Origin of the sequence: Fluctibacter corallii (genome assembly GCF_025751585.1) — a bacterium.
In the GTDB taxonomy this organism is placed as follows: domain Bacteria; phylum Pseudomonadota; class Gammaproteobacteria; order Enterobacterales; family Alteromonadaceae; genus Fluctibacter_A; species Fluctibacter_A corallii.
The window spans coordinates 667,557-693,400 of record NZ_JAOWKX010000001.1 but is presented as its reverse complement, the minus strand read 5'-3'; the positions used below and the strand labels follow the sequence as shown (position 1 = coordinate 693,400).

Annotated in this window: 19 protein-coding genes; 13 read left to right on the top strand and 6 right to left on the bottom strand. The window is 44.9% G+C overall.

Features of this window, described 5'->3' with window-relative positions; translation table 11 throughout:
- Window positions 1-8: 8 nt before the first annotated feature.
- The gene (gene gltB, locus OE749_RS03140) at window positions 9-4,475 is read right to left on the bottom strand and encodes a glutamate synthase large subunit (protein WP_263710892.1); all 4,467 of its coding nucleotides are present in this window, start codon (window positions 4,473-4,475) and stop codon (window positions 9-11) included.
- A 609-nt stretch (window positions 4,476-5,084) separates the two neighbouring features.
- On the opposite strand from gltB, the gene arcB reads away from it, so the two are divergent.
- The 3 genes from arcB to OE749_RS03125 all read left to right on the top strand — a co-directional run bounded on the left by arcB (window position 5,085) and on the right by OE749_RS03125 (window position 8,705).
- Complete coding sequence (gene arcB / locus OE749_RS03135; protein ID WP_263710891.1) at window positions 5,085-7,427, top strand: aerobic respiration two-component sensor histidine kinase ArcB; 2,343 nt, start codon at window positions 5,085-5,087, stop codon at window positions 7,425-7,427.
- Window positions 7,420-8,265: a helix-turn-helix transcriptional regulator gene (locus OE749_RS03130; RefSeq protein ID WP_263710890.1), complete on the top strand. Its 846-nt coding sequence runs from the start codon at window positions 7,420-7,422 to the stop codon at window positions 8,263-8,265. Before arcB ends, OE749_RS03130 begins: the two co-directional genes overlap by 8 nt.
- Before the next feature lie 101 nt (window positions 8,266-8,366).
- Entirely contained in the window at window positions 8,367-8,705 is a 339-nt protein-coding gene (locus tag OE749_RS03125; protein WP_263710889.1) for a tRNA-binding protein, read from the top strand.
- Window positions 8,706-8,796: 91 nt separating this feature from the next.
- Here OE749_RS03125 and OE749_RS03120 read toward each other — a convergent pair whose 3' ends face one another.
- Window positions 8,797-9,243, bottom strand: coding sequence for a PA2169 family four-helix-bundle protein (locus OE749_RS03120; protein WP_263710888.1), 447 nt, complete (start codon window positions 9,241-9,243; stop codon window positions 8,797-8,799).
- A 554-nt stretch (window positions 9,244-9,797) separates the two neighbouring features.
- Between OE749_RS03120 and OE749_RS03115 the strand changes: the two genes are divergently transcribed.
- Together OE749_RS03115 and OE749_RS03110 are read left to right on the top strand one after the other, a co-directional pair.
- Window positions 9,798-10,187 (top strand): MbcA/ParS/Xre antitoxin family protein, encoded by a 390-nt coding sequence (locus OE749_RS03115; protein WP_263710887.1) that lies wholly within the window; start codon window positions 9,798-9,800, stop codon window positions 10,185-10,187.
- Window positions 10,171-10,857 carry an RES family NAD+ phosphorylase gene (locus OE749_RS03110; RefSeq protein ID WP_263710886.1) on the top strand — a complete coding sequence of 229 codons (687 nt, stop codon included), beginning with the start codon at window positions 10,171-10,173 and terminating at the stop codon, window positions 10,855-10,857. The genes OE749_RS03115 and OE749_RS03110 overlap by 17 nt, the downstream gene beginning before the upstream one ends.
- 242 nt (window positions 10,858-11,099) lie before the next feature.
- Here the strand turns inward: OE749_RS03110 and mgtE are convergent, their stop codons facing one another.
- The 4 genes from mgtE to OE749_RS03090 form a co-directional block, all read right to left on the bottom strand.
- Entirely contained in the window at window positions 11,100-12,461 is a 1,362-nt protein-coding gene (mgtE, locus tag OE749_RS03105) for a magnesium transporter (RefSeq protein ID WP_263710885.1), read from the bottom strand.
- Between the two features lie 165 nt (window positions 12,462-12,626).
- A complete protein-coding gene (locus tag OE749_RS03100; protein ID WP_263710884.1) occupies window positions 12,627-14,744 on the bottom strand; it encodes a sensor domain-containing diguanylate cyclase in 2,118 nt (705 codons plus the stop codon).
- Window positions 14,745-15,062: 318 nt separating this feature from the next.
- A complete protein-coding gene (gene pepQ / locus OE749_RS03095; RefSeq protein ID WP_263710883.1) occupies window positions 15,063-16,382 on the bottom strand; it encodes a Xaa-Pro dipeptidase in 1,320 nt (439 codons plus the stop codon).
- Window positions 16,383-16,508: 126 nt separating this feature from the next.
- Window positions 16,509-18,395 (bottom strand): lytic transglycosylase domain-containing protein, encoded by a 1,887-nt coding sequence (locus OE749_RS03090; protein ID WP_263710882.1) that lies wholly within the window; start codon window positions 18,393-18,395, stop codon window positions 16,509-16,511.
- A gap of 443 nt (window positions 18,396-18,838) precedes the next feature.
- Between OE749_RS03090 and fadB the strand changes: the two genes are divergently transcribed.
- From fadB to OE749_RS03050, 8 genes are all read left to right on the top strand, one after another.
- Window positions 18,839-20,995, top strand: coding sequence for a fatty acid oxidation complex subunit alpha FadB (gene fadB / locus OE749_RS03085; protein WP_263710881.1), 2,157 nt, complete (start codon window positions 18,839-18,841; stop codon window positions 20,993-20,995).
- A 21-nt stretch (window positions 20,996-21,016) separates the two neighbouring features.
- On the top strand, window positions 21,017-22,180 hold the full coding sequence (gene fadA, locus OE749_RS03080; RefSeq protein ID WP_263710880.1) for an acetyl-CoA C-acyltransferase FadA: 1,164 nt from the start codon (window positions 21,017-21,019) through the stop codon (window positions 22,178-22,180).
- A gap of 76 nt (window positions 22,181-22,256) precedes the next feature.
- Window positions 22,257-22,727, top strand: coding sequence for a GNAT family N-acetyltransferase (locus tag OE749_RS03075; RefSeq protein ID WP_263710879.1), 471 nt, complete (start codon window positions 22,257-22,259; stop codon window positions 22,725-22,727).
- 51 nt (window positions 22,728-22,778) lie between these two features.
- The gene (locus OE749_RS03070; protein WP_263710878.1) at window positions 22,779-23,267 is read left to right on the top strand and encodes a YbaK/EbsC family protein; all 489 of its coding nucleotides are present in this window, start codon (window positions 22,779-22,781) and stop codon (window positions 23,265-23,267) included.
- Between the two features lie 88 nt (window positions 23,268-23,355).
- On the top strand, window positions 23,356-23,673 hold the full coding sequence (locus OE749_RS03065) for a hypothetical protein (RefSeq protein ID WP_263710877.1): 318 nt from the start codon (window positions 23,356-23,358) through the stop codon (window positions 23,671-23,673).
- 127 nt (window positions 23,674-23,800) lie between these two features.
- Window positions 23,801-24,130: a hypothetical protein gene (locus tag OE749_RS03060; protein ID WP_263710876.1), complete on the top strand. Its 330-nt coding sequence runs from the start codon at window positions 23,801-23,803 to the stop codon at window positions 24,128-24,130.
- A 21-nt stretch (window positions 24,131-24,151) separates the two neighbouring features.
- Window positions 24,152-25,180 carry a DUF2157 domain-containing protein gene (locus OE749_RS03055; protein ID WP_263710875.1) on the top strand — a complete coding sequence of 343 codons (1,029 nt, stop codon included), beginning with the start codon at window positions 24,152-24,154 and terminating at the stop codon, window positions 25,178-25,180.
- An 18-nt stretch (window positions 25,181-25,198) separates the two neighbouring features.
- On the top strand, window positions 25,199-25,735 hold the full coding sequence (locus OE749_RS03050) for a DinB family protein (RefSeq protein ID WP_263710874.1): 537 nt from the start codon (window positions 25,199-25,201) through the stop codon (window positions 25,733-25,735).
- The last annotated feature ends 109 nt before the right edge of the window (window positions 25,736-25,844 follow it).

Sequence of the window (25,844 nt, the reverse complement as noted above, 5' to 3'; positions counted from 1 at the left end):
ACCTCCACCTATTGTGCTTGTATACGTAATTCTGCTGTTGAACGACTGATGTGTCCCAGCAAGTTTTTCACGTCACTGGTTTTGGGTTTAACCAGACGGAATTTTTTCACATGAAGGTGAAAATCGGTTAGCAGCTGCAACGCGTGTTCGCTGCCCGTTTCTTCGTAATGTTGATCAATCAGACCACGTAAATGCTCAGATAAAATCACCTTGTCATCAATCGGCATTAACTCTACAAGATCGGTATTCACGCGTTGCGTCAAGTCTCCCGATTCGTCGTAAAGGTAGGCAAATCCTCCCGTCATACCTGCACCAAAGTTCACACCTACTTGGCCTAAGCACGCGATAATGCCGCCTGTCATGTACTCACAGCCGTTATCACCCATGCCTTCAACAACGGCGATAGCGCCAGAGTTACGCACAGCAAAGCGTTCACCCGCTCTCCCTGATGCGAACAATTTGCCGCCTGTTGCACCATATAAGCAGGTGTTCCCCATAATCGCGCTAATATGCGGATTAAACTGAGAGGATGCTGGTGGGCGAAGCGTGATCTTTCCGCCTGTCATGCCTTTGCCCACATAATCATTGGCATCGCCTTCCAGCGTTAACATGACGCCTCCGGCGTTCCACACCCCAAAGCTTTGCCCAGCAGTGCCTGTTAACGCGATATGAACGGGGGTCTCTGCCATGCCCTGATTGCCATAGCGTTTGGCAATTTCGCCAGATAAAGTGGCACCCACAGAGCGATCTGTATTTCGAATCGCGTACGACAACTTTGTTGACGAGCGAGTTTCTACTGCATGCTTCGCATCGTTAAGGATGCGTTGGTTCAGCTCGCCTTTATCAAGAGGGGCATTGGTGACTTCTGAGCAAAAGAGGCGAGTGTGTTCACCTTCTTCCGGTTTGGCTAATATCGGCGATAAATCTAGACGGCTTTGCTTGGCCGTGTAGCCTTCGACTACTTCTAGCAGTTCTGTTCGGCCAATAATGTCTTGCAGCTTTGTAATGCCTAATGAGGCTAGAATTTCACGAACTTCCTGTGCCACAAACTTAAAGTAATTCATGACCATGTCAGGTAGTCCGATATAATAATTTTCACGCAGCTGCTCGTCTTGTGTTGCGACACCCGTTGCACAGTTATTCAAGTGGCAGATACGTAAGTATTTACACCCTAACGCAACCATAGGGCCCGTACCGAAGCCAAAGCTTTCAGCGCCCAAGATGGCCGCTTTTACTACATCTAGGCCGGTTTTTAGGCCGCCGTCTGTTTGTACTCTTACCTTGTGTCTAAGGCCATTTTCAACTAAGGCTTGTTGCGTTTCTGCAAGGCCGAGTTCAAATGGGCTACCGGCATACTTTACTGAGGTTAAGGGGCTTGCACCTGTGCCACCATCGTAGCCTGAAACAGTAATCAAATCGGCATAGGCTTTGGCAACACCTGTCGCGATGGTGCCAACGCCCGGCTCAGAAACGAGTTTAACGGAGATAAGCGCGTCGGGGTTCACCTGTTTTAAATCAAAAATGAGCTGCGCCAAATCTTCTATTGAGTAAATATCGTGATGTGGCGGAGGCGAAATTAATGTTACACCGGGCACTGAGTAGCGTAGCTCTGCAATGTAATTATTGACTTTATCGCCGGGTAATTGCCCGCCTTCACCGGGTTTTGCTCCTTGTGCCACTTTAATTTGTATCACGCTGGCATTAACCAAGTAGTGAGGGGTTACGCCAAAGCGCCCAGAGGCCACCTGCTTAATTTTCGAGTTTTTCTCAGTATTGAAACGCGCTGGGTCTTCACCGCCCTCGCCTGAATTAGATTGACCACCTAACCGGTTCATCGCAATCGCCAGCGATTCGTGCGCTTCTGGGCTTAAGGCCCCAATTGACATTGCTGCGGTATCAAATCTTGGATACAAAGACTCAGCAGGCTCCACTTCATCAATAGAAATAGGGGAGGCTGCAGATTTAAGCGCCAATAAATCTCGAATATGCGATGCGGGGCGCTCATTAACTAGCGTCGCATACTGTTGATAATCCGCGTAGCGACCAGACTTGACAGCGATTTGTAATCGCGTGACTACATCTGGGTTATAAGCGTGGTATTCGCCACCGTGAACATACTTTAATAAGCCACCGTGAGAGAGCTTCTTGCGTTTAAGCCATGCAATGCGATTTAAGTTAATTTGATCTTGATGAAAGTCATCGAACCCTGCGCCTTGTAATCGGCTCGGCACGCCTTTAAAGCATAACTCAGTGACCTCGCTGTTGATTCCAACGGCTTCAAACAGTTTTGAACTGCGGTAACTAGCGATGGTGCTAATGCCCATCTTAGACATAATTTTGTAGAGGCCTTTGTTAATTCCCTTGCGGTAATTTAGTACGGCTTCCATAGCAGATAGTTCTAGCTCCCCGTTTTTCACCAATTGTTCAATGGTTTCGTATGCGAGGAATGGGTAGATTGCCGTTGCGCCCAAACCAAGGAGCACGGCAAAGTGATGCGGATCACGAGCCGATGCCGTTTCTACGACAATATTGGCATCACAACGAAGTTGTTTATCTACTAACCGTCGTTGTACCGCGCCGACTGCCATCGCAGCAGGAATTGGAATTCGATTGGGTTTAATCTGGCGATCAGAGAGAATCACAAAGGCAGCATGCTTTTGTTTAACCAGATACTCAACCTCATTACATACACGTTCAATGGCGTGTTTTAATCCTTCTTCGGGTAAGTAGTTCAAATCGACTATTTCTGAATAATAGTGATCAGGATCGAATTCTCGAAGTTGCTTTAAATCGGTATACATTAAAATCGGCGATTCAAATAGTACGCGATTTGCGTAACCCGATGTTTCGCTGAAAACATTTTGTTCGCGGCCAATACAAGTCGCCAACGACATTACGTGGTTTTCACGTAATGAATCGATGGGCGGATTGGTGACCTGAGCAAATTGTTGGCGAAAGTAATCGTATAAGGTTCGTGAACGAGAAGACATGACCGCCATCGGTGTGTCATCGCCCATCGAACCTACGGCTTCTTGCCCGTCTTTAGCTAACACTTTAATGATTTGTTGAATTTCTTCATAGCTGTAGTTGTACAGCTTGTGAAAGGTGGCCATCATGTCGTTGTCGAACACGGGCGTGCCAATCAGGCTGGCGTCACATTTTTCAATCGGTAATAAACGTTTGATGTGCTTATCAAGCCATTCCTTGTATGGGTGTCGTGCTTTTAGATCTTCGTCTATTTCATTTGAACGCCAGATTTTTCCAGTGTAGGTGTCGACTGCGAGCATTTCACCTGGGCCCACACGGCCTTTTTCAATCACATCTTCTGGTTTGTAATCCCAAATACCCACTTCAGAAGCCAGAGTGATAATACCGTCTTTGGTCAATACGTAGCGAGCAGGGCGTAAGCCGTTTCGATCCAAATTACACGCAACATGTCTGCCGTTTGTAAGAACGATACCCGCTGGTCCGTCCCACGGCTCCATATGCATTGAGTTAAACTCGTAAAATGCACGTAAGTCCTCATCCATGGTTTGGTTGTTTTGGTATGCGGGAGGAACCAATAACCGCATGGCGCGGAATAAATCCATGCCGCCCGCTAAAAATAGCTCTAGCATATTGTCTAGCGACGAAGAGTCAGAGCCTGCGTGATTAACAAATGGTGCAGCATCTTGAAGATCTGGCAGGAGTGGCGTAACAAATTTACTACTGCGTGCGGTCGCCCAATCACGGTTTCCGCGAATGGTGTTAATTTCACCATTATGTGCCAAGAAACGAAATGGCTGCGCCAACGGCCACTTTGGAAGGGTATTGGTAGAAAAACGCTGGTGGAATACACAAATCGCCGATGCCATTCGCTCGTCAGCTAAATCATGATAAAAGGCGGTGAGATCTTTTGGCATCACCAAACCTTTGTACACCGTTACTAATGAAGACAAGCAGGCGATGTAAAAGTCATCATCGTCTTGTAAGCGTTTCTCTGCACGGCGACGTGCCATAAATAAACGTCGTTCCAGGTCTTTTTTACGCCAACCCGGAGGTGCATTCACAAACACTTGCTCAAATTGCGGAACTGCTTCAGATGCTAAGTCACCCAGTACATCAAGGTTTACAGGTACTTCTCGCCAGCCAACTACGCTGAGGGTTTCTTTTGCAAGTTCTTCATTAATGACATCACGTGCGGCATTGGCTTTCTCTGAATCGCGGCTGAGAAAAATCATGCCTACGCCGTATTTTTTACCTAATTTCCAGCCATGTTCACTGGCAATTGCTTGAAAAAATGCGTCGGGTTTTTGCAGCAGTAAGCCGCACCCATCGCCTGTTTTACCGTCAGCAGCAATACCGCCACGGTGTTGCATACGATCCAGTGCTTCAATAGCCGTCAAAACTAAATCGTGACTGGTTTCACCATTGATTTGCGCAATTAATCCGAAACCGCAATTGTCCCTCGAATCGTTGGGATTATATAAGCTCATTATCCTAGACTCCTTCAACCGTCGACTGGGCAGGACTGTCTTTAACGCAACCTTTTATGTTGCTTGTTATTATTTTAGTTGCACCAGTTTGGCACGTCGTGCCGATTATTTACCCTGTTGGGCTATCGTTTAGCGCGTCTGACTCGTTGTTCAGTTTTGTTCTCCGCTAACGCTTTTTTGTCGTTAATGTCGGGGATAACCCCAATGAGGATACTTGTTGCGTATCGAATTTTTATTCTTATTCCAAGCCGGCCAGCCAACATAATGGGTTTAATTTTAGAAATCAAACAGATTAGTGCATAGAATGCACAATGTTGGGGCGATATGATGATGGTTGTTTTAAAAAATTTAAATAAAACAAATATTTAGTCTCTATATATTAAAATGTTACATGGTTCAAAATAAGTGTTTTAAGTGCGTTTTAATTGTTAATTCAACGTAAATAAAGCTTAAAAAATTAGACCGCTAGAACAGTTTTTAGTTGCTAAATGAGAATAATTATCCATTAAGAGTGAATAGTGTAGGTAAGCGTGTATTACAAAGTAGTTAACCTCTTTCGCTCCTTTTTGATAGCATACGCATCAATCAAACTAGAGTGATTCAATACCAATGGAAGAAAAAACCGTAGATTCTTGGGCAATTCGGTTTGCTCAAATTGTGAGTCGGTTTGGCACATTACGCGTCAGTGTCTTGTTCGTCATCATTACCTTATTCCTCACCCTTGCAGGATCTTATGCGATTCGAATGGGGATCAGCGGTGAGGTATATTTGGTTGATTTTGTGACGGCCATTTTCCTAACATTATTGAGTGCGCCGTGGGTGCTATTTTTCTTTAGTGAACTGATCAAGCAATTAGAAAACTCCCGAAACAGTTTAAAAGATGTGGTAGAGCAGCTAGAACGCTTGCGTGAAGAAGATGTATTACTGAACCGTGAGTTGCAAAGCAATATTCGCCGTTTGAATCATGAGATTGAGCAGCGCAAAGACGCGCAACTAGAGCGCGAAAAAGTGTTTGCCGATCTCGAGCAAGAGATTAAAAATAAGTCGCAAAAAGAACAGCAGGCCAAACGTCTGTCTACCTTGTTACGTTCCATTATCGATGCGTCGCCCGATCTTATTTATTATCGTAATGAAGAAGGCCGTTTTGCTGGCTGTAATCGAGTTGCGGAAGAGATGACAGGGAAGACAGAAGCGGAGTTAATTGGATTAACCCCCCATCAGGTCTACGATGAAGAATTGGCGTCACAAGTGGTTGCCAGTGATCAGGAAGTGTTTGATTCCAATGCAACAGTAACCGAAGAGTTGTGGCTGCGGTTTGCCGATGGGCGCAGGCGGTACTTTGAAATGCGTAAAGTCCCGTTTTTTGACCATGACGGACATCGCCTCGGATTGCTAGCCTTTGGTCGTGATATGACAGATCGCAAGCAGGCTGAAACAGCGGTGAATCAGGCTAATCGAGACAAAACTGCATTTATTGCCACCATTAGCCACGAGCTAAGAACACCGCTGAATGGCATTGTTGGCCTCAGTCGCATGCTGCGAGATACGCGTTTAACCGAAGAGCAGTTCAGCTGGGTGTCGACTATTTACGCCAGTGCCATTACGTTAGGTAACATATTTAATGACATCATTGACTTAGATAAGTTAGGGCGTGATCGTCTGGAGTTGTCATTAAAAACCGTGTCGCTCAAAGAGTTTATGCAAGAGCTGAGCAGTATTATTCAGTTGCTGGCGGCAGACAAAGGGCTAGCATTCGAGTCGGAAATCATTGAGCCTCTTCCTGCACTGGTGGAAGTGGATGGTACGCGCTTGCGTCAAGTACTCTGGAACTTGCTATTTAACGCTGTGAAATTTACGCAAAAAGGGAAAGTGAGTTTAAGCGTGGAAGCTTCGGCAACAGAAAACGGTGCCAGCTTAGTGAAATTCAAAGTAAAAGACTCAGGTGTAGGGATTCCTAAAGAGGAACTAGAAAACATCTTCGCTATGTATTATCAAGTGAATCATCCTGATCACCAAACTGCTACAGGTACAGGCATCGGGCTGGCCATTTGTCAAAAAATGGTAGAAATGATGAATGGCGATATCAAAGTCAACAGTGTGGTGGGCGAGGGCACATGCTTTACCGTTGAACTGCCTCTTGCTATCAGCCATAAACCGGCTCAATTTAAAGAAATTGCGGTCTCAGGCTTAAACATTTTGCTGGTAGAAGATATTGAGCTGAACGTTATGGTGGCGAAGGCGCTGCTTGAAAAGCTTGGGCAAAATGTCGATGTAGCGATGACCGGAGGCGAAGCACTAGACAAAGCCAGATCCCAACAATACGACTTAATTTTACTCGATATACAGTTGCCTGACATGACAGGATTCGACGTTGCCTCGACGTTGCATGAAGAAGGCCTAGCAGAGCAAACTCCGATAGTGGCGTTAACGGCAAATGTGATTAAAACACGTCAGGAGTATCTCAATAACGGCATGGACGATGTCATTGCCAAACCGATTAAGAAGAGCCGAGTGGTTGAGGTGTTCAACGCGCTTTTTGCTGAAGAGCAAGTGGAAAAAATCTGCGTGGTAGAAGAAGCTGAAGAATCAGAATTACTGAGTATTCTAGATTTGGACTTGTTGCAAATGTTAGTTGATACCATAGGTCAGGAAATGGTGCGCACTAGCGTGAAAGTCTTTCAGGAAAATATGCCTGAGTACATGCATGTGCTAGAAATTGCCCTTAGCGCAAAAGAAAAAGATGAAGTGTGTTCGCAGGCACATAAAATCAAAGGTGCAGCGGGTTCGGTAGGGTTAGCGCGCATTCAGAAAATTGCGAACCGGATACAGCAAGGCGATCATCCTGCGTGGTGGGAAAACGTGCATGATTGGGTAGAGGAATTGCAAATGGCGATTCAACAAGACTTGCCTAAACTGAACGATTGGTTGAGCCAGCAAACCATAGATGACTAACTCGCTTTCGGATGCGATGGCATTCGCCGCAGCCAAACGCGTTTTGTCAGATTCAACCGAAGAGCACCATGCTGCCGTTGTGGCTGACAACGTCGATATCCACCTCTCTATTCGGGCGTATACGCCCGAATATGACAGCCACAGTCATAGCTATTACCAAATTGTATTGCCATTACATGGTGCCATTCAAATTCGTTTAGAGCGTACTGACGACACCTATTTCTCAGGCAGGGTAGGGATGGGGGAAGGAATTGTGATTGCGCCACATCAGGTACACACGTTCAGCGCCCACGATAACGCCCGTTTTGTTGTAGCCGACATGCGAAATGTGCCAGAAAACCTGCTCACACCGCGCTCGCCGGTATTTCGTATCGATGCACCTACTCGAGCGCTGCTGTATTACATTGAAGTGCAGCTTAAAGAGAAGGTGACACCGTCAATTCAGCGAGCGTTGTCTCAACTATTCTGGGGAGTTATCGACAATCTTTCCCCTATTTATGCTAACGATCGACGCATTGCTGATATCCTCGCACTATTACACGATGATTTAAGTGTCAATCACACGCTTGACGCTTTGGCGCAAAAGGCGGGGTTAGGTAAATCACAATTTAAAGTGCTATTTAAACAGATGACTGGGCAGTCGGTTCGCCAATACATGCAGCGGGTTCGCATGGACAAAGCGCGTACATTATTGCTCTTTACCGATATGCCGATTATTCGTATTGCTCACGCGTTAGGTTATGAAGATAGCAGTGCTTTTAGTCGACGCTTTAAAGCGAGCTATGGTCAATCTCCCAAACAGTTTTTATCACAGAAATCGGCTCTTGAGCCTAAGTAAACGGCTTTGCTGCATGGAAAATGCCGTTGGCGTTTATTACAGTCATCTCACTACCCCAATAACACCTGAAGTGGAAAAACAGTGATAGGAATCCAAATACCATGCATGAAATAACGTGGAATGAATTTACGCAAGTGGAATTACGTGTCGGCACCATTGAGCGTGTAGAGGCATTTCCTGAAGCGCGGCGACCAGCCTATAAGTTATTTATAGATTTCGGTGAAACACTGGGAAAGCGCAAATCCAGTGCGCAAATTACAGACTTGTATACGCCAGAGGAGCTTGTGGGAAAGCAAATTCTGGCAGTCGTAAATTTTCCGCCTAAGCAAATTGGGCCGATGAAGTCGGAGTGTTTAGTAACGGGGCTGTATCGCGATGACAACCGCGTCGTGCTTGTTAGCCCTGATATGCCGGTGCCTAATGGGGCAAAGCTAGGCTAAATTGTGGAGCTTTGGACTTTTTATAAAAAAACGGCTGGCGCAAGGCCAGCACGTTAATAGGGAAAGAGAAGATAAAATGAAAGGGGAGTGACTAATGAGTGGCTTTTTGCAGTGCCTTCATTTCGTCATGGTTTTCTTGCATTTGTGCACGTAATTTACGTAGTGCGCGCGCACAGGTGTCTGGCTGATCTTCTTCCAGTGCTTCGTCGATGACTTCTAGAATCTTGTCTTCAACTTCTTCCAACTGGCTGATTACCGTGTGAGTTTTGTTGGTTGAAATAAGCGATACGATGTCGGTATATAGTTTACGCATGTTGACTGATACCGCTTCGCCAGTTTCCATTTCGCCTTGCTCAGCGATAGAAAAAGACTGTAAAGATTCAGCTGCCTGACGCTTTTGGTCAGCCATACGGTCGAAAAATACTTCTATACGATTTTCTTTCACTTCGTCTTTGGCATCTTCATAGAATTCTGCACCAGCGCGCAAGACCTTAATAATATCACTTACTTTTTCTACCTGACGAACTTGATTAGACATGGGATTCTCCATTTTCATGTGAAAAAATAAACATGTTTTAATTGACCGCCTTGAATATGTTCACAACACCACATTGAAAGCACTCGATTAAAACTCACTATGACTGTTGCAGGGTTCAGACCAACTTGTAAATCGCGAGCGAAATTACTGCCTCTATAGTGTGGAAGGGCTTGTTATCATTGACTTGCAGAGAATTAAAGTATTATGGCAACACCGCATCTCACTATGTGAGTTATCAACAACTCCGACCCGATCAAGAAAGAATTACTGGTTGCGATGTCATACCATGTAAAAATTTTACTTGGGCCGAGTTGATACTTCCTGTTGGATGTGAGAATTACGTTTTATGTTCTGGTTGGAGAAGGAACTCGTAAGGAGGTTTCGGCGAGCGATGCATTAGCATTTTTCTGATCAGTCAAGCTGATTTCCTTTGTAATAAAATCGAAGCCACAGAGCGTGGCTTTTTCTTTTGCTTGGTTCGTATTTGTAGTAAATGTTGAAATTACTCCGTAATGGGACTATATTGTAGTTGGCAAATTAAAGGGGAAATCATCATGCCTGCATTAGAAAATAACGTGCTAGCTCAAAACCCAAGTAAAACTGCTCAAGTCGCACTTAAGGTGTTTTTTAACATCATGAATGAGTGGAATGTCAGAAACCAAGATCAAATCACTTTACTTGGCAAGCCAGGCTCGACAACGTTTTATAATTGGAAAAAAGGACAGGTATCCAGTCTATCAGTAGATACGATGGAGAGAATTTCTTACATTATGGGTATTTACAAGGCGCTAGGTATTTTGTTTCCGACACGTGAGCAAGCGGACGCTTGGATCAAAAAGCCTAATAGTCATTTTAACAATGAATCGGCGCTAGCCTATATGCTAAAAGGTAGCATGATGCACTTGAACGATATGCGGAGATACCTTGATGCCCAACGAGGTTAATACAGTCTTACCTGACTGGGAGAAGTTGCACCGTTTAGTTCCCAGTCATTTCCCTCCCATCGATTTATTTGAAAATGTTGCTTCTCCAGATGAGCTTGAGATCGTATTTGCAATAGAATCAATTACTAATGACAGACTCAGGGAAGAAGTTGGTGACTTGGCGCTTGTACCTGATGAAGAGAGAGTTTCTGGCCCTGGCTCGACACCTGTAATGGCTGCATTTACTCATATTTCCATTCCTACTCGATTCACTGATGGAACAGAGTTCGGTGTCTATTACGGAGCAAGAGATTTAAATACGGCATTTGCTGAGACCATTTTCCATCGAGAAAAGTTTTTGGCGGCGACTAACGAGCCTGATACTGAATTAACGATGCGTTGCTATATCAATAAAGTAGCGCTTGAACTCCATGATGTTAGGGGTGAGGAGTTTGAGAATTTATATTCTGACGATTACGCAGCGCCTCAAGAGTTCGCAAAGGAAATCCGTGCGCAAGGGAGTAATGGTTTGTTGTATAGAAGTGTTCGTGATGAAGGTGGTGAATGTGTTGCTGCGTTTAAACCTAGAGCTGTAACTATCCCAGTACAAGGTGGACATTACAAATACATTTGGAGTGGCAGAAAACAGAGGATAGAAAATATCCTAGAAATTAACCTCATCAATAAATAATCCTTCTCAAAATCATCAATATTATTTATTGCCTAATTTGCTCTAATAGTTTGATCGTTTTTTATCGAGACTGGTAATCCTCCCGAAAAATAACTAGTATCGAGAAACAGTGTGAGATTGGCGTTCCAGTGCTAGGGAGCCGCTTGAGTAGATCAATGACTTGGCCAGTAGCATACAAGCTATGCAACGAGAATACTTTGTCATCAACGTCTTCGCATCGCGGAAGAATGTGTTTAAGGAAACTAAGGCATCATCAGCAGGGTTGCTGTACCCAAAAAGGCAAAGATGCCTACTACATCGGTGATGGTTGTGAGAATAACGCTGCCTGCAAGCGCAGGGTCGATTTTCATTTTCTTCATGATGATAGGGAGTGTAGCCCCGGCTAATCCTGCCGCAACCATGTTTACCATCATGGCGAAAGCTATAATGCCACCTAAGAGGAGATCTTGCTTCCATAGGGCTATCACCGAGGCGATCAATACCGCCCAAATGAGCCCATTTAGAAACCCAATGGCGAGCTCTTTGCTGACTAACCATCGTGAGTTACTGGCACTTACATGGCCCAGCGCCATACCACGAATGACCAGCGTTAAGGTTTGGTTGCCAGCGACGCCACCCATGCTGGGAACAATGGTATTTAAAATGGCCAGTACTGCAAGTTGGCTCAGGGTTTCTTCAAATAAATCGCTTACGGCTGCGGCCATGAGAGCGGTAACCAAGTTTACTGCCAGCCAGATAGAGCGTCGTTGAGTACTTTGTAATACGGGAGCGAAGGTGTCCTCTTCGTCATCTAAACCTGCCATGCTCATCATAGAGTGTTCAGCGTCTTCACGAATAATATCTACCACATCATCGATGGTAATACGGCCAAGTAGGTGATGGTTCTCATCTACGACAGGTGCAGAAATCCAATTGTAGCGCTCAAACATTTTTGCCACTTCGGTTTCGTGCATATCGACAGAAATGGCTTCTGCTTCTTCGTCCATCAGCTCTTCAACAGTAACATCTGCCGATGCTGTAAGCAGTTTGGTAACGGCAACAACGCCGATTAAGCGGTCATTACGGCTAACAACGTACAGGCTGTCTGTGCCTTCAGGAATTTCACCCTTTAACCGCAAGTAGCGCAATATCACGTCGACGGTGACATCTGGGCGCAGCGTGATGGTGTCGGTGTTCATGATGAAACCGGCAGTATCATCGCCGTAAGACAAGGCTTGCTCTGCGCGTTGCCTGTCTTGTTCATCCATTGAGCTTAATACGTCTTGCGTGACTTCTTCTGGCAGACTGGATAGGGTTTCTGCCAGGTCATCGATGTCCATGTCTTCAAGGGCATCGGCGACCTTTTCAGGCACCATCTGACGAATAATGCCATTACGCACTTCTTCTGATAACTCTTCCAACACATCGCCGTGAAAGTCGTCATCAAGAAAGTTCCACAATTCTGCACGTGTTTTAGAAGGGCTGGATTCGAGCACCAGCGCAATGTCACTGGCAGGCATGCTATGAAGCATCTTGCGTACATGCACATACATACCGTTGGCCATGGCGTGATTGATGGCCTGTAACTGACTTTGAGTATGTTTAGTGAGTAGCGCTTCTGTCATGCAGACGAATGTTCCAAAAGTGATGCAACTTATTGATAATGCGTATTTTAGTGGAACATTTGGGTTAAATCAGCAAATAAATTAACAATGCTGATGAATATCAAATGTTCGGTACTCGAGTGTGGCACTTGGATGATGGAATAAATCCATTTACTCATTGGATGATTACTCCATTTTATGGGTTATTTGGTTGCGACCGTTCTGCTTACTTTGGTAAAGCAGCGCGTCTGCTTCCCGCATCGCGTCATTAAAGGATGTTCTATAGTTTGTGGTTACACACATCGCCCCCAAACTCACCGTGAAATGAATATCTGTATGGTTATCGGTAAAGGGGTGAGTTTGAATGTATTTTCTAAAGGTTTCTAACTTATTCACGTGGCCCTTCGCATCACCACCCGACAGCAGCAGAATAAACTCTTCGCCGCCATAACGCGCCAAAATATCAGACTTTCGGGTAAAATGTTGCGAGAGCGCTTTGGCGAGAAATTTAATGCATTGATCGCCTGTCGGATGACCAAATGTGTCATTGATGCGTTTGAAATGATCTATATCTATCGCGACGATCGTGGTTGTGATTTTATTACGCATATTCACATTAAACACTTTTTCGGCTTGATCGTCGAAATGACGACGATTAGACAATTCAGTCAGCGCATCTTTTAATGCAAGTGCTTCCAATTGAGCGTTGAGCGCCACTAATTCGGCGGTTTTTTCTTCTACATCCCGTTGCAACTTTTCGTTGTAGTCAACGATGATGTCTCGCGTATGATTGAGCTCTTGGGCGATATTTACCACTTCTTCAGTCAGGTATAACGAATCATCTGGAGACAAATCGCGCTCTCCTGCACTGAATTTTTTAATCAGGGTACGTATTGGCGTAGTGAGTTGTCTGGAAAAGCGCCGTGAAACCAGTAAGAAAATAAAAGAAAGCACGCTAAGAACAATCAGCAAGATAACAATGTTCTGCATAAACATAGAGGTAAGAATGGATGGCCTGACCACGGTATGTGCTTTCCAGCCATACTGCCCAGTGGCCGTATAGATAAGGTATTCTCGATTATCAATACGCGTAATTTTCAGTTGATCGGTGTAAACGTTGTCTTCTGTTTTAGGGGAGAATACTTGCAGCTGGGTAAAGGGAAGGCTAGTGCTGGCATACACTACCTTGTTTTCTGCATCAGTGAGAATAACGAGGTGTTCGTCTTTTACCACGTAGGTTTGCTCTTCAAAAAAGCGTAGTTTGGGCAGGTTGAGTGAGCCTTCGACAACCCCAATAAAGTCACCATTTTCAATAATAGGGCTACTCACTGCAACAATAGGGTCGTTGCCAAAGCCTCGCCCCATAAATACTGACGAAATAAAATCCTCACCTGATTCAAGAGGCACGCGGTAGTAATCTCTGTCTGAGACAGAAACAGGGCGAATATGGGTTTCTAGCCGTTGATAGAATTTATCAGGTGCGCCTGCAACAATATACCCCTGCGTGTCCGTCATTAGCATGGTGATAAACCCATCGAAGTTTTGCTGGGTTTGAAGTAGATAGGTTTGCGGGTCTTGCGAATAAACAATGTTCTCAGCGACATTGCGCACAACGGCTTTGTGGGTGTCTATATAGGTATCGATCAGTGAGACTGTACCTCGAGAGGTTTCCTTTACTTCTGCCGCGGTTTGTAGACTAAAGTTTGAAACTGATCGAGACGTAAATACCATGGCAACCAATAATGCCGGTAATACCGTTGATACCATCGAAAGATAGAAAATACGGCTGCCCAGTGGCATGGTATGAGGTCGCACCCCATCTTTACACCACGATAATGGCACAAACACCAGCATGGTTGTTGCTAACAGCGTATAAAGCGCCCCGTTTAAGAGTTGTTTAATCAGCAAGAGCAAGGTGTAATCAAGCGGAAAATTGGTGCTTGCTTTTACCAGCAGGTAAGAGATTGGAATGCCAATTAATAGCCAAAATAGAATATTCGCGAACAGCATTACGATGCGTTTATTGTAAAGCCATGCCACGGTAATAAGCTCTGCAAGCATTAAAAAAATGAAGGCGGAATTATCTATCGAATACGCCAAGCTCACTGACGCAATCGAGCCAGCAATTAATGCAGTGGGAAGCCCTCGTGTTAAAAAACACAAGAAAACAAACGCTTGCCCAAGATGGAACGCGAGTTGCCCGTATACCGGTACTAAGAACAGAATATTCACTACAGATGCAATCGCACCGTAGGCAACACCATAGCCGATAATATTTTTTTGCAGTATTGAAGCTACTTGCAATTTATCCTCGTAATGCACGTAAACGATCTGCTTTAAAAAACATGCCTATTAGAGTTTCACCGTGTCCGCTAGATGTTACGTTGTCGCAGCGATGAATATGGCAGATTCCGTATGAATAATGTGTATTTATTATAGGTGGGAATAGTTATGAGTAAGGTATAAAAAATGCGATATACGTGTTAATTGCGTCAGCTGACATGTTAAGACTAGAACCGTTGCCTAAATCTAAGCATGAAACAGAAATAGCGACGTACTTCTGTTTCATGTGAACAGTGATAATGTAAATTGAATATCTTCGTACTGACGTCGTCAGAAGCTTTAATTCAACTTAAGTTCTCTTGTCATGTTTTCATTGCGATCACGATGCACTATCACATTATCTTCAATGCGAATCCCGCCATAAGGCTTCAGTGTATCTATCACGTCCCAATTGATGTATTTAGATTGCTCACTGCCTTTAAGATCGGCAAGGAGGCTGTCGATAAAATACAGCCCAGGCTCGATGGTAAATACATTCGACGCTTCAATGGTGCGAGTTGTACGCAGGAATGGATGTGCTTCTGGTGGTGGCTTTGGTGTTGCGCGATCATCAGCAAATTGGCCTCCCACATCATGTACTTGTAGCCCCAAAAAGTGCCCAATACCATGTGGGAAGAATGTACGTACAATGCCTTGCTCTAACGTGTCTGCGCCCGATAAATTCACAATACCAAACTCAGATAACACCGAAGCGATTTGCTCATGCGCCATTTCGTGAATACGTCCATATTCCACGCCAGGCTTCATTTGATCAATCAAACCGAGTGTGACCGCATCAACAGCTTGAATCAGCTCTGCAAACATCGTGTCTTCACGACAATAGGTTCGAGTGATATCGGCGGCATAGCCATGAAAGCTGGCACCAGCATCAATTAAAAACGAGCGGAACTGTGATGGTGCGTCTGTATCCAGTTGCATGTAATGCAATATCGCCGCATGCTCATTCAGAGCAATAATGCTGTTGTATGGCACTTGGTTTTCACCTAATCGAGCGGCGCAGTTATACGCGAGATTAATATCGAATTCACTTAACCCTTGATCGAATGCCAATTTCGCTGCTCGGTGACCATCCACGGCAATACGATTCGCTTCGCGCATACATGCCAATTCATACTCAGTTTTGTAAGCACGCTGGTAATGCAAGTAGTGCATGGCCCTGTCTGGGTTGATAACTTCGAATCCAAGTGCGTTTGCCACTTCAATGTACTCACCCACGTATGCATACTTCTTTAAGTCGTAGGGTAAGTGTTTTTCAACGCGATCAGCCTGCTCAAGTAAGATGATATCAAACTGTTCCGCCCAAAATTCACTCGGAGGCGGCGGCACTTTATGCCAGAAGTCTTTTGGACGATAGAATATCAATGTGGGTTTATCGTTTCCGTTTACAACCAGCCAGCAGTTTGGATTGTCTATTACTGGCACCCACGCCTTAAAGTGTGGATTAACTTTAAATGGGTAATCGTTGTCATCCAAAAACAGGCGTTTACTTTGGCCTGCATGAATAACTAGTCCATCCAAGCTTTCTCTTGCCAACGCTTCGCGGGTGCGCGCTTGAAGGGTTTCGATATGATGCGGATACAATTCTGCAAGTGACTGCATGTCGTCCTCAAGTGTAAAAGAGTGTTTGGGTTACACTACCATAAGCCCTAGGTAGATTGCACGAGCAGGACTCAATATCCCACTCATACGGTATTCATAGAAAGCATGGTTCTGAGGCAATCTTTATTACAGTTGTGAAGGGGATATCTGCATGGTCGCCAATGACTTAAACATGTTGTTATTCTGCCCGAGTTGATTGGCGTAAATTTGCTTGTATGCAAGTACTGCCTTCACATAATTCCGGGTTTCTTTATAAGGAATGGTTTCCACCCATATATCCATTGGTACGGCATTGTCTTTAGGGAGCCAGCTTTTCACCCTGCGCCAGCCCGCATTATATGAGGCCGTGGCTAAAACGGGATTGTTGTCCATTTTATCCATTAAGTAGCGTAAATACTGGGTGCCAAACTGGGTGTTTTTTTCCGGGTCGTAAAGGGTTCGGTTACTGACCTTTTTCTTTGCCAAATAGCGTGCCGTACCGGGCATAAGTTGCATTAAACCCCGTGCGCCTGCGCCAGAATATGCATCGGTCATGAATGAACTCTCTCGACGCGCAATGGCAAAAGCCCAGGCAGGATCAATATTATTTTGTTTGGCGTTTTCGACCAAATATTCACTGTATGCCAGAGGAAAACGGCGTTTTACGTCGTCCATGTAACCCGCATTGGCAAGTGTAAAGATTGCTTGATCATGCCAGCCCCAACTGTCTGCAAGCACGGCTGCAATGAGCTTTTGTGGCTCAGTCAGCGACTTTCTTAGATAAATCCATTCTCGACGAGCACTAGTAAAGCGCTTTAGTTTCAAGAATTCGTAGGCACGCCGAGCTCCGGGCAGGGTAGCTACCTCAAGCAGTGCATCTTTTTCAAACACCAATGGCTTGTCGGCAAGTGATGGGTTTTTTGCCAGTTTACCGCTTGCCATAAACCCATAGTAATGTCGCTGGTCGGCAAGTTTGTCGTATTGAATAGATGCACGTTGAGGCTGTTGGGTTTCTTCTAATGCGCGGGCGTGCCAATACTGAAAACTTAAATCGTCTGCAATATCATCGGGCGCAGAATCAATAATACCCAATGCCTGCTGCCAGTCTTGTTCGCGCACGACATGCGCTAAATGCCACCGAAGCAGTTCTTCGTCTTTCATAAGCATGTTAGCTTTTTCTAACCATTGGGTGGCACTGGGGTGGGTGTCTATGGTGAGTGCCAATGCAAACTTACTGGCAATACGAGCCATTTGCGTTTGGCTGAAATCAAAACGTTTGCTTAGCGTATGATAGCTTTTTAGTGCCAGGCTATGATCGCGCCACACCAACCGTGACAATCCGTAGGCAATGATTTCTGCCTCTTTGTCGGGATACTTGCCAGGAAAATTAGACGTTCGGCTAACCTGACTAGGAGAGCGTCGTACTTTTAGCCATAAATCAGCCAAATATTGCTCGTTACTTGGCAGTAGCGTCTTTAGATAAGGAATCAACGTGTGTTTTCCGCCATCTGCTGCCAGCGACAGACGCTTCCATACTAGTTCTGGCGTTTGTTTACCTGCACCTTTCCACGCTTTGAACACCGGATCGCATTCTTTGGGCTGAGATTTGCCCACAAGCCAAAGCTGTTGAATCTCGTCGTACGCTTCTTCTTTAAGGGTGTTTCTGTCTAACATGAAAGATAAACGCTGGCAGGTGAGCGACGCATCGCCAATATCACGATAAAAATGCAGGAATAAAGCCGGTTGGTTTTTTCTGGCTAAATAACGTAGCCATTTTTTTCGAAGCGGTTTATCAAGCGGCGTGTTTTCGTATTGAGTGAGAAACGTTTCAATTTTTTTCTTGTTTGATAAATACGGGTACGCCATCAGCGTTTTGAGCTCGATGTATGGCTTGAGCGGATAATCCTGAATTTGTTTCATCAGGTATTTGTAGTCCCAACTTTTGGGTTTAGTGGCGAAGCTTTCTGCTTTTACGAACATCTTCCGCTGATGTTGTAAAGCTTGTTCGTCGTCACTGGCAGGTGAAGCCTGCACACAGCAACTAAGAAGAACGAACCCGCATACCACTCCTCTAAGGAATAACATGATTTCGAACAAGGCACTTTTCTGCTTACTCAGACATCAAACCATAAAATATCTGACTAAATATGCAAGTAGAAAGCATGAGAATAAATAAAATAAATGAGCCTTTGCCCTTGAATTTAGAGAGACTATTCCTATTTTACCTTAACTGGTCAGAGGACTTGGTGAAATTTTGTCTTGGTGGTGTGACATTTTGTTTAGGACGGCAGTCAATATGAGTGCCTGTAAACAGAAAGTTACATCCCAACGTTAACCCTTAGCCCGGGAAAGCAGGTTGTGTGGCGTTCACCGAATTGAGATTGATATTTCAATGATGTTCAATAAGAATTTAGCAACCCTACAAACAGAGTACACTAGGTGCTCCGAATTCCTGGCGTTTGCCAAAGGAGAAGATAATGATATTTGAAGGCAGCAGCCTCTCAGCAAAATTGTTGGAAGAAGGTATTGCTGAACTTGTGTTTGACGCACAAGGATCAGTAAACAAATTTGATAGACAAACAGTGTCTGAATTAGATCAGGCCACGCAGGCCCTGAAGGCTCACGGTGGTGTGAAAGGCGTGATTGTGCGTTCTGCCAAGCCTGCATTTATTGTCGGTGCGGATATCACCGAATTTACCGGGTTGTTCAGCCTGTCTGAAAGCGAAATTCTTGAGTGGGTTGGAAAAACCTCTCAGGTCTTTGATCGTTTTGAAGATTTACCCTTCCCAACAATCGCTGCGGTCAATGGCTATGCGCTTGGCGGTGGTTGTGAAATGGCATTAGCGTGTGATTTCCGTGTCGCTGACGACAGCGCGCGAATTGGATTGCCAGAAGTAAAACTAGGCTTAATGCCAGGTTTTGGAGGCACGGTACGCCTTCCTCGTCTTATTGGATCAGACAACGCCCTTGAGTGGATGACCACCGGCGTTGAACGTAAAGGTGATAAAGCCTTGGCTGAAGGCGCAGTTGATGCTGTTGTCGCAGGCGATAACCTTGTTGCAGCAGCGACACAAATTTTGAAAGATGCTATCGATGGCAAGTTTGATTGGCAAGCGCGCCGTGCACAAAAAACCTCACCATTGAAGCTAAATGCGAATGAAGCCATGATGAGCTTCTCTACTGCCAGAGCAATGGTCGCAGCCAAAGCGGGCAAACATTACCCTGCTCCAATGGCGATGGTTGATGTAGTGTCTAAGGCTGCGGGCCTTGAGCGAGAAGGTGCTCTTCAACTTGAAAACCAAGGTTTTGTGCAGCTGGCGAAAACAGATGCGGCTAAAGCACAAATTGGTATTTTCCTTGCCGATCAGTTGGTGAAAGGCAAAGGTAAAAAGCAAGCAAAAGCGGCTACAAAAGACGTTAAGCAAGCGGCAGTATTAGGTGCGGGCATTATGGGCGGTGGTATTGCTTACCAAGCCGCTGTAAAAGGTATGCCAGTCGTGATGAAGGATATCGCACAACCTGCGCTTGATTTGGGCCTTGGCGAAGCATCAAAGATTCTTGCTAAAGGCATGCAGCGTGGCAAAGTTGACGCGAAGAAAATGGCGATGACGCTGAACAACATTACGCCATCTTTAGAGTATTCTTCGATTAAACAATCAGACCTTATTATTGAGGCCGTGGTTGAAAATCCAAAGGTAAAAGGCATTGTACTGAAGGAAACAGAAGAAACGGTTGCTGATGATGCAATCATCTGTTCAAACACGTCGACGATTTCAATCAATTCATTGGCTGAATCTTTAGACAAGCCAGAGCGTTTCTGCGGAATGCACTTCTTTAATCCAGTACACCGCATGCCGCTAGTTGAAATTATCCGTGGTGAAAAAACCTCAGAAGACACAATTAATGCGGTGGTTGCAGCAACGCTACGCATGGGTAAAACGCCAATTGTTGTTAACGATTGCCCAGGATTTTTAGTTAACCGTGTATTGTTCCCTTACTTTGCTGGCTTTAGCAAATTGGTGCTTGATGGCGCTGACTTTGCTGCGGTAGATAAAGTAATGGAGAAAATCTTTGGTTGGCCAATGGGCCCTGCATACTTGCTAGATGTAGTGGGTATGGATACTGCTGACCATGCATCAGGTGTTATGGCCGACGGTATTCCTGAGCGTATGCAAAAAATCGACAACGACCCTGTCACGGTTCTATACGGTTCTGAACGTTTAGGTCAGAAAAATGGCAAAGGTTTTTATAACTTTGGTACTGATAAGCGCGGTCGCCCAACAAAAGATGCTGCACCAGAAGCGTATGAATTGCTTAAGCCACATGTGGCAGATACCAAAGAATTCGATAAAGAAGAAATTATTGCACGCCTTATGATCCCAATGGCAAATGAGGCGATTCGTTGTTTAGAAGAAGGCATCGTAGCCAGTGCGGCTGAAGCGGATATGGCGCTACTATACGGTTTAGGCTTCCCTCCATTCAGAGGCGGTATTTTCCGTTATATCGAAACAATGGGACTAGACAACTTTGTGAAGTTGGCAGACAAATATGCGCATTTGGGTCCAATTTACCAATTGACAGATGGCGTGCGTGAAATGGCTGCGTCTGGCAAATCTTACTTTGAACAAGCATAAATAGGACCCAAGGAGATAAACATGAAAGACGTCGTAATTATCGATTGTATTCGTACCCCGATGGGTCGCTCAAGAGGCGGTATTTTCCGCAATGTTCGTGCAGAAACGTTGTCAGCACACCTAATGACACAGTTGTTAGTACGTAACCCTGGTGTTAACCCAGCAGAGGTTGAAGACATTATTTGGGGTTGTGTTCAGCAAACGAAAGAACAAGGCTTTAACATTGCACGTAACGCGCAGTTACTAACCGATATCCCGCGTAGCACAGGCGCTGTAACGGTTAACCGTTTGTGTGGTTCTTCTATGCAAGCGCTACACGATGCTGCGAAAAGCATCATGACCGGCAACGGTGATGTATTTATGATTGGTGGTGTTGAACACATGGGTCATGTACCGATGGACTTCAACGTTGATTTCCACCCAGGGCTGGCGAAGTACACAGCGAAAGCATCAGGTAGCATGGGTATGACAGCTGAGTTGTTAGGCCGTCAAAACCAAATCAGCCGCGAAATGCAAGACGAGTTTGGCGCTCGCTCTCACCAGCGTGCACATAAAGCGCATTTAGAAGGCCGTTGGGCAAATGAAATCGTACCGACTATGGGACATGACGCTAACGGCGTAATGACTATGGTTGACCACGATGAAGTGATTCGTCCTGATTCTACGGTAGAGGCTATGGCGGGCTTACGCCCGGTATTCGATCCGGTAAACGGCACGGTAACGGCAGGTACATCATCTGCAATTTCTGATGGTGCATCAGCGATGTTAGTGATGTCAGCAGACAAAGCGAAAGAGCTTGGCCTTACGCCGCGTGCAAAAATTCGTTCTATGGCTGTGGCGGGTTGTGACGCAGCAATCATGGGCTTTGGTCCTGTTCCTGCTACACAAAAGGCGCTGAAGCGTGCTGGCATGACAATGGATGACATTGAGATTGCAGAATTCAACGAAGCATTTGCTGCACAGGCGCTATCGTGTATTAAGCATTTGGGTTGGTTAGAGAACTACGACGAGAAAGTAAACCTTAATGGTGGCGCTATCGCATTAGGTCACCCGCTAGGCTGTTCTGGTGCTCGTATTTCTACGACCTTGATAAATCTAATGGAAGCGAAAGATAAATCCATTGGTTTAGCAACGATGTGTATTGGCTTAGGTCAAGGCATCGCAACGGTATTTGAGCGTGTGTAAGCACGATTAATTCGCACTACATGTTAAGGCTCCATAATGGAGCCTTTTTTATTTTTTATGGCGATTAAGGACATTTGTGGCAAACATTGAGAAGCTGAAACATTGCCTTCCAGAGGTGGCAGAACAGATTTATTCGCTATTCCAACGCGCTTATCGTATTGAAGCTGAGGTGGTTGATTGCGACGAACAATATTTTCCGCCTTTGCTGCGTTCACAACAGGACATCCAGAGGGCAAGTACTGCATTTTATGGACTTTACCTCGCTGATCGCATTGCAGGTATTGTAGAGATGAACGTTGAACTTGGTGCTCTAGACATTGAAAGCTTAGTGGTTTCTCCTGAGTACTTTAGACAAGGCGTGGCCGGCAGCATGTTGACTTTTGCCCTTGGTGAGTTCGAATATCGGCGCGCGCGGGTAGAGACCGCAGCCGCAAACATGCCTGCTATTGCGCTTTATAAAAAGTACGGTTTTATTGAATATAAAACTTGGACGCCTTCTCACGGTGTGAAAAAAGTCGCCTTGGAGATCATATCCTCTTGTAACTAAGCCTGTGTTTTTTGCTATGGTAGAAAAACGGTTGTACAAAAGGAATAGTTAATGACACAGACACTGAAACCCTCTGCGCAACGCGTTCAGCAATTTTTAACAGAGCATGGGTACACCTTCGCTGTGCACCAAATGCCAGCATCGACTCGAACAGCTGAAGAGGCTGCGCAAGCCATTGGCTGCAAGGTTGCTCAAATTGCTAAGTCTCTGGTTTTTAAAGAAGCGAGCACTAAGCAGGCCGTATTGATTATTGCGTCAGGCGCCAATACGGTGTGTGTTGAAAAAGTAAAAGCCGCAACTGGTATCATATTAGAAAAAGCGGATGCAGCCTTTGTGCGTGAGCACGTTGGTTATGCTATTGGAGGGGTACCACCTGTAGCGCATACCCACACCCTGACTACCTATCTTGATGAAGATATTCAACACTATCCAGAAATTTGGGCCGCAGCAGGCACACCTCATTCTGTGTTCAGACTCACACCGGAACAATTAAGTGAGCTAACGAAAGGGGATTGGATAGCGTTGGCTAAGGCGTCATGAAATAAATAGCTGCAAGTTTTCGTAGGTGTTTCAAATAAAAGTTTAACCCAGGTATGGGGAAACCATCAACGTTAAAGGACGTAATTAAATGAGAAAAAACATAACCAGTTTGTTTAATATTGTATCAACATTCGGATTGTTTACGGTATTGGCAATTCACTTCATGTTTATTGCTGATTTGAATCGACAGACTCAACCAGTCAACTTGATAGATATACTATTTGAAGATGCGGGGTATGCAGTGCTTTTTCACTTTTTGCTAGTGCTTATGGTAGCTGTAACAATATCTTTAATCTTTAGAGAGATCTGGAATCGATTGATTGTTGATGTGTTTTCGCTTCGTTCAATTACATTCAATGAAGCTTACGCACTGTGTTTCCTTTTGACGTCGGTTGTTTTGATCTAGCGTATGTTTAGTAGCGCGATTGAGATAGGCCTTTCGAGGCCTCCACACTCACGAGGCTATCCTCAACAAAAGTGGACAGCCTTTTGGTTATTTCTAGTGGTTTTAAGATTAAAGAAAGGAAAATGCCATGGCAAATATTGGACACGTGACATACTGGCAAGCCGAGAATAGTACTGACTTACGTGCTCAATGGGTACATGATGAATATGGAGAAGGGACTGGGTACGCGGAAATGCATGGGCATCAAGAGTTACCAGAAAAGGCTCCGTTTGAAGGTGAGTATACGGTAACGTATTACAATCAGAACAAAGAGATATTAGCTTCACGTTTACTGAGTATCAAAAAGGTGGAAGCGCACTTTCGTTTAGAGTGGCGTTTAGATGGTAAATTAACATCAGTGGGTATCGGGAATGAGATAAATGGTCAACTTGTTGCAGGCTACATTGACATCTATTAGCACATTCAAGGAGGAATAAGCGTGACCAAGATCTCACAGAGGCAACTTCAGCAAGCCGTAGAGGCTGACATTATTACGTCAGCGCAAGCACAAAATATGATTGCGTTGTGGCAAGACCAAATCGATGAAAGCCCCACATTTTCGTTTAGTCATATACTTTACTATCTTGGAGGCTTGGTAGCCATTGCGGCCGTAACGTTATTTTTTAATCTCGGTTGGCAGTACTATAAAGGTTTAGGGTTAGTGACGCTTTGCGGAGTATTCTCGGTTGTTGGGTGGGGTGTCGCCAGGTTTTTAATGCAGCGCCAATTCATGCTTCCGGCAGGAATTTCTTTTACATTTGTAATATGCCTCACGCCTCTAGCCGTTTTTGGTATTCAACATATGTTGGGGTTGTGGCCCGAGAAAGTGGTCTATTCTGACTATCATCGAGACGTAAAATGGTATTGGGTGTACATGGAGTTGGCAACCCTCTTAGTGGGTGCGCTTGTCCTGTATATCTATCGTTTTCCTTTTATGGTGATGCCAATTGCTGTCACTCTCTGGTATTTCTCGCTTGATGCGACTGTGTTGTTTATTGAAGACAGCAACTGGGATATTCGAAAGCGAACGTCCATGTTGGTTGGTTTTTTCATGGTGGTTGCTGCGTTGGTTATAGATTATCGTTCTAGCAGAGAAAAAGACTTTGCTTTCTGGCTATATATTGTTGGCGGTCTAACCTTTTGGGGTGGCTTATCTTTGATGGAGTCAGACAGCGAATGGAGTAAGTTCCTGTACTGTATGACGAATTTTGTGTTGGTAGTCATTGGCGCTGTCATTCGTCGTCGTATTTTCGTTATACTCGGCGGCCTTGGGGTGTTTGGCTATTTAGGGCATCTGGCGTTTGATGTATTTAAAGATACATGGTTTTTTCCGATATCATTGACGATACTCGGCATGGGGATTGTGCTAGTAGGAATTGTTTGGCAGAAGCGAGAAGCGCAATTTGTTCAATGGTTAATGCTGCGTTGTCCTGCTGGCATTCAAACGTGGTTGCATAAAATTCAATAACGCAAAAGGATACATCTTGTGTCGTTAGTACAGCATTGCAGGAAGTTAGCCGAATACAATGAGTGGATGAATGAAAATGTGTATGACGCCGCCTCACAGCTTAGTCGTTCTGCATTAAATGCTAATCGGGGCGCATTTTTTGGTTCGGTATTGGGAACGCTGAATCATATTCTTGTTGGCGATATTATCTGGTTAAAACGGTTTCATGCGCAGATGCCTCAATTTGCCTCATTGGCTCCCATGCAAGCACTACAGCAGCCAGTAAGCCTTGATCAGATACTACATAATGATATTAAGTCAGCGCGGCAAGTGCGCCAACAGCTCGACAAACTAATGCTAACATTTACACACGAACTAACGGATGAGGCATTGGTAACAACCTCTATTAAATATCAATCGATGAAAGGCCAGTCTCATCAAAAGCCGCTCAGTTATTTATTGCTGCATGTATTTTATCATCAAACCCATCATCGAGGTCAAGCATCTACGCTACTGAGCCAAATGGGAGTAGACATCGGCGTCACCGATCTGCTCATGAAAATTCCCGATGTGTAGGATGCCTGAGCAAGTGTATGAGTGAGAATGATGAATAATGCAGGAGTGCGCTTTTTTAAACTATTTATTGAGGCAATCAATTGTGTGTATTTTGGAACAACAACGAGGT

Coding starts and splice junctions, on each gene's coding strand:
- gltB (WP_263710892.1), bottom strand. CDS start 4,475: ATGAGCTTATATAATCCCAACGATTCGAGGGACAATTGCGGTTTCGGA.
- arcB (WP_263710891.1), top strand. CDS start 5,085: ATGGAAGAAAAAACCGTAGATTCTTGGGCAATTCGGTTTGCTCAAATT.
- OE749_RS03130 (WP_263710890.1), top strand. CDS start 7,420: ATGACTAACTCGCTTTCGGATGCGATGGCATTCGCCGCAGCCAAACGC.
- OE749_RS03125 (WP_263710889.1), top strand. CDS start 8,367: ATGCATGAAATAACGTGGAATGAATTTACGCAAGTGGAATTACGTGTC.
- OE749_RS03120 (WP_263710888.1), bottom strand. CDS start 9,243: ATGTCTAATCAAGTTCGTCAGGTAGAAAAAGTAAGTGATATTATTAAG.
- OE749_RS03115 (WP_263710887.1), top strand. CDS start 9,798: ATGCCTGCATTAGAAAATAACGTGCTAGCTCAAAACCCAAGTAAAACT.
- OE749_RS03110 (WP_263710886.1), top strand. CDS start 10,171: ATGCCCAACGAGGTTAATACAGTCTTACCTGACTGGGAGAAGTTGCAC.
- mgtE (WP_263710885.1), bottom strand. CDS start 12,461: ATGACAGAAGCGCTACTCACTAAACATACTCAAAGTCAGTTACAGGCC.
- pepQ (WP_263710883.1), bottom strand. CDS start 16,382: ATGCAGTCACTTGCAGAATTGTATCCGCATCATATCGAAACCCTTCAA.
- fadB (WP_263710881.1), top strand. CDS start 18,839: ATGATATTTGAAGGCAGCAGCCTCTCAGCAAAATTGTTGGAAGAAGGT.
- fadA (WP_263710880.1), top strand. CDS start 21,017: ATGAAAGACGTCGTAATTATCGATTGTATTCGTACCCCGATGGGTCGC.
- OE749_RS03070 (WP_263710878.1), top strand. CDS start 22,779: ATGACACAGACACTGAAACCCTCTGCGCAACGCGTTCAGCAATTTTTA.
- OE749_RS03065 (WP_263710877.1), top strand. CDS start 23,356: ATGAGAAAAAACATAACCAGTTTGTTTAATATTGTATCAACATTCGGA.
- OE749_RS03060 (WP_263710876.1), top strand. CDS start 23,801: ATGGCAAATATTGGACACGTGACATACTGGCAAGCCGAGAATAGTACT.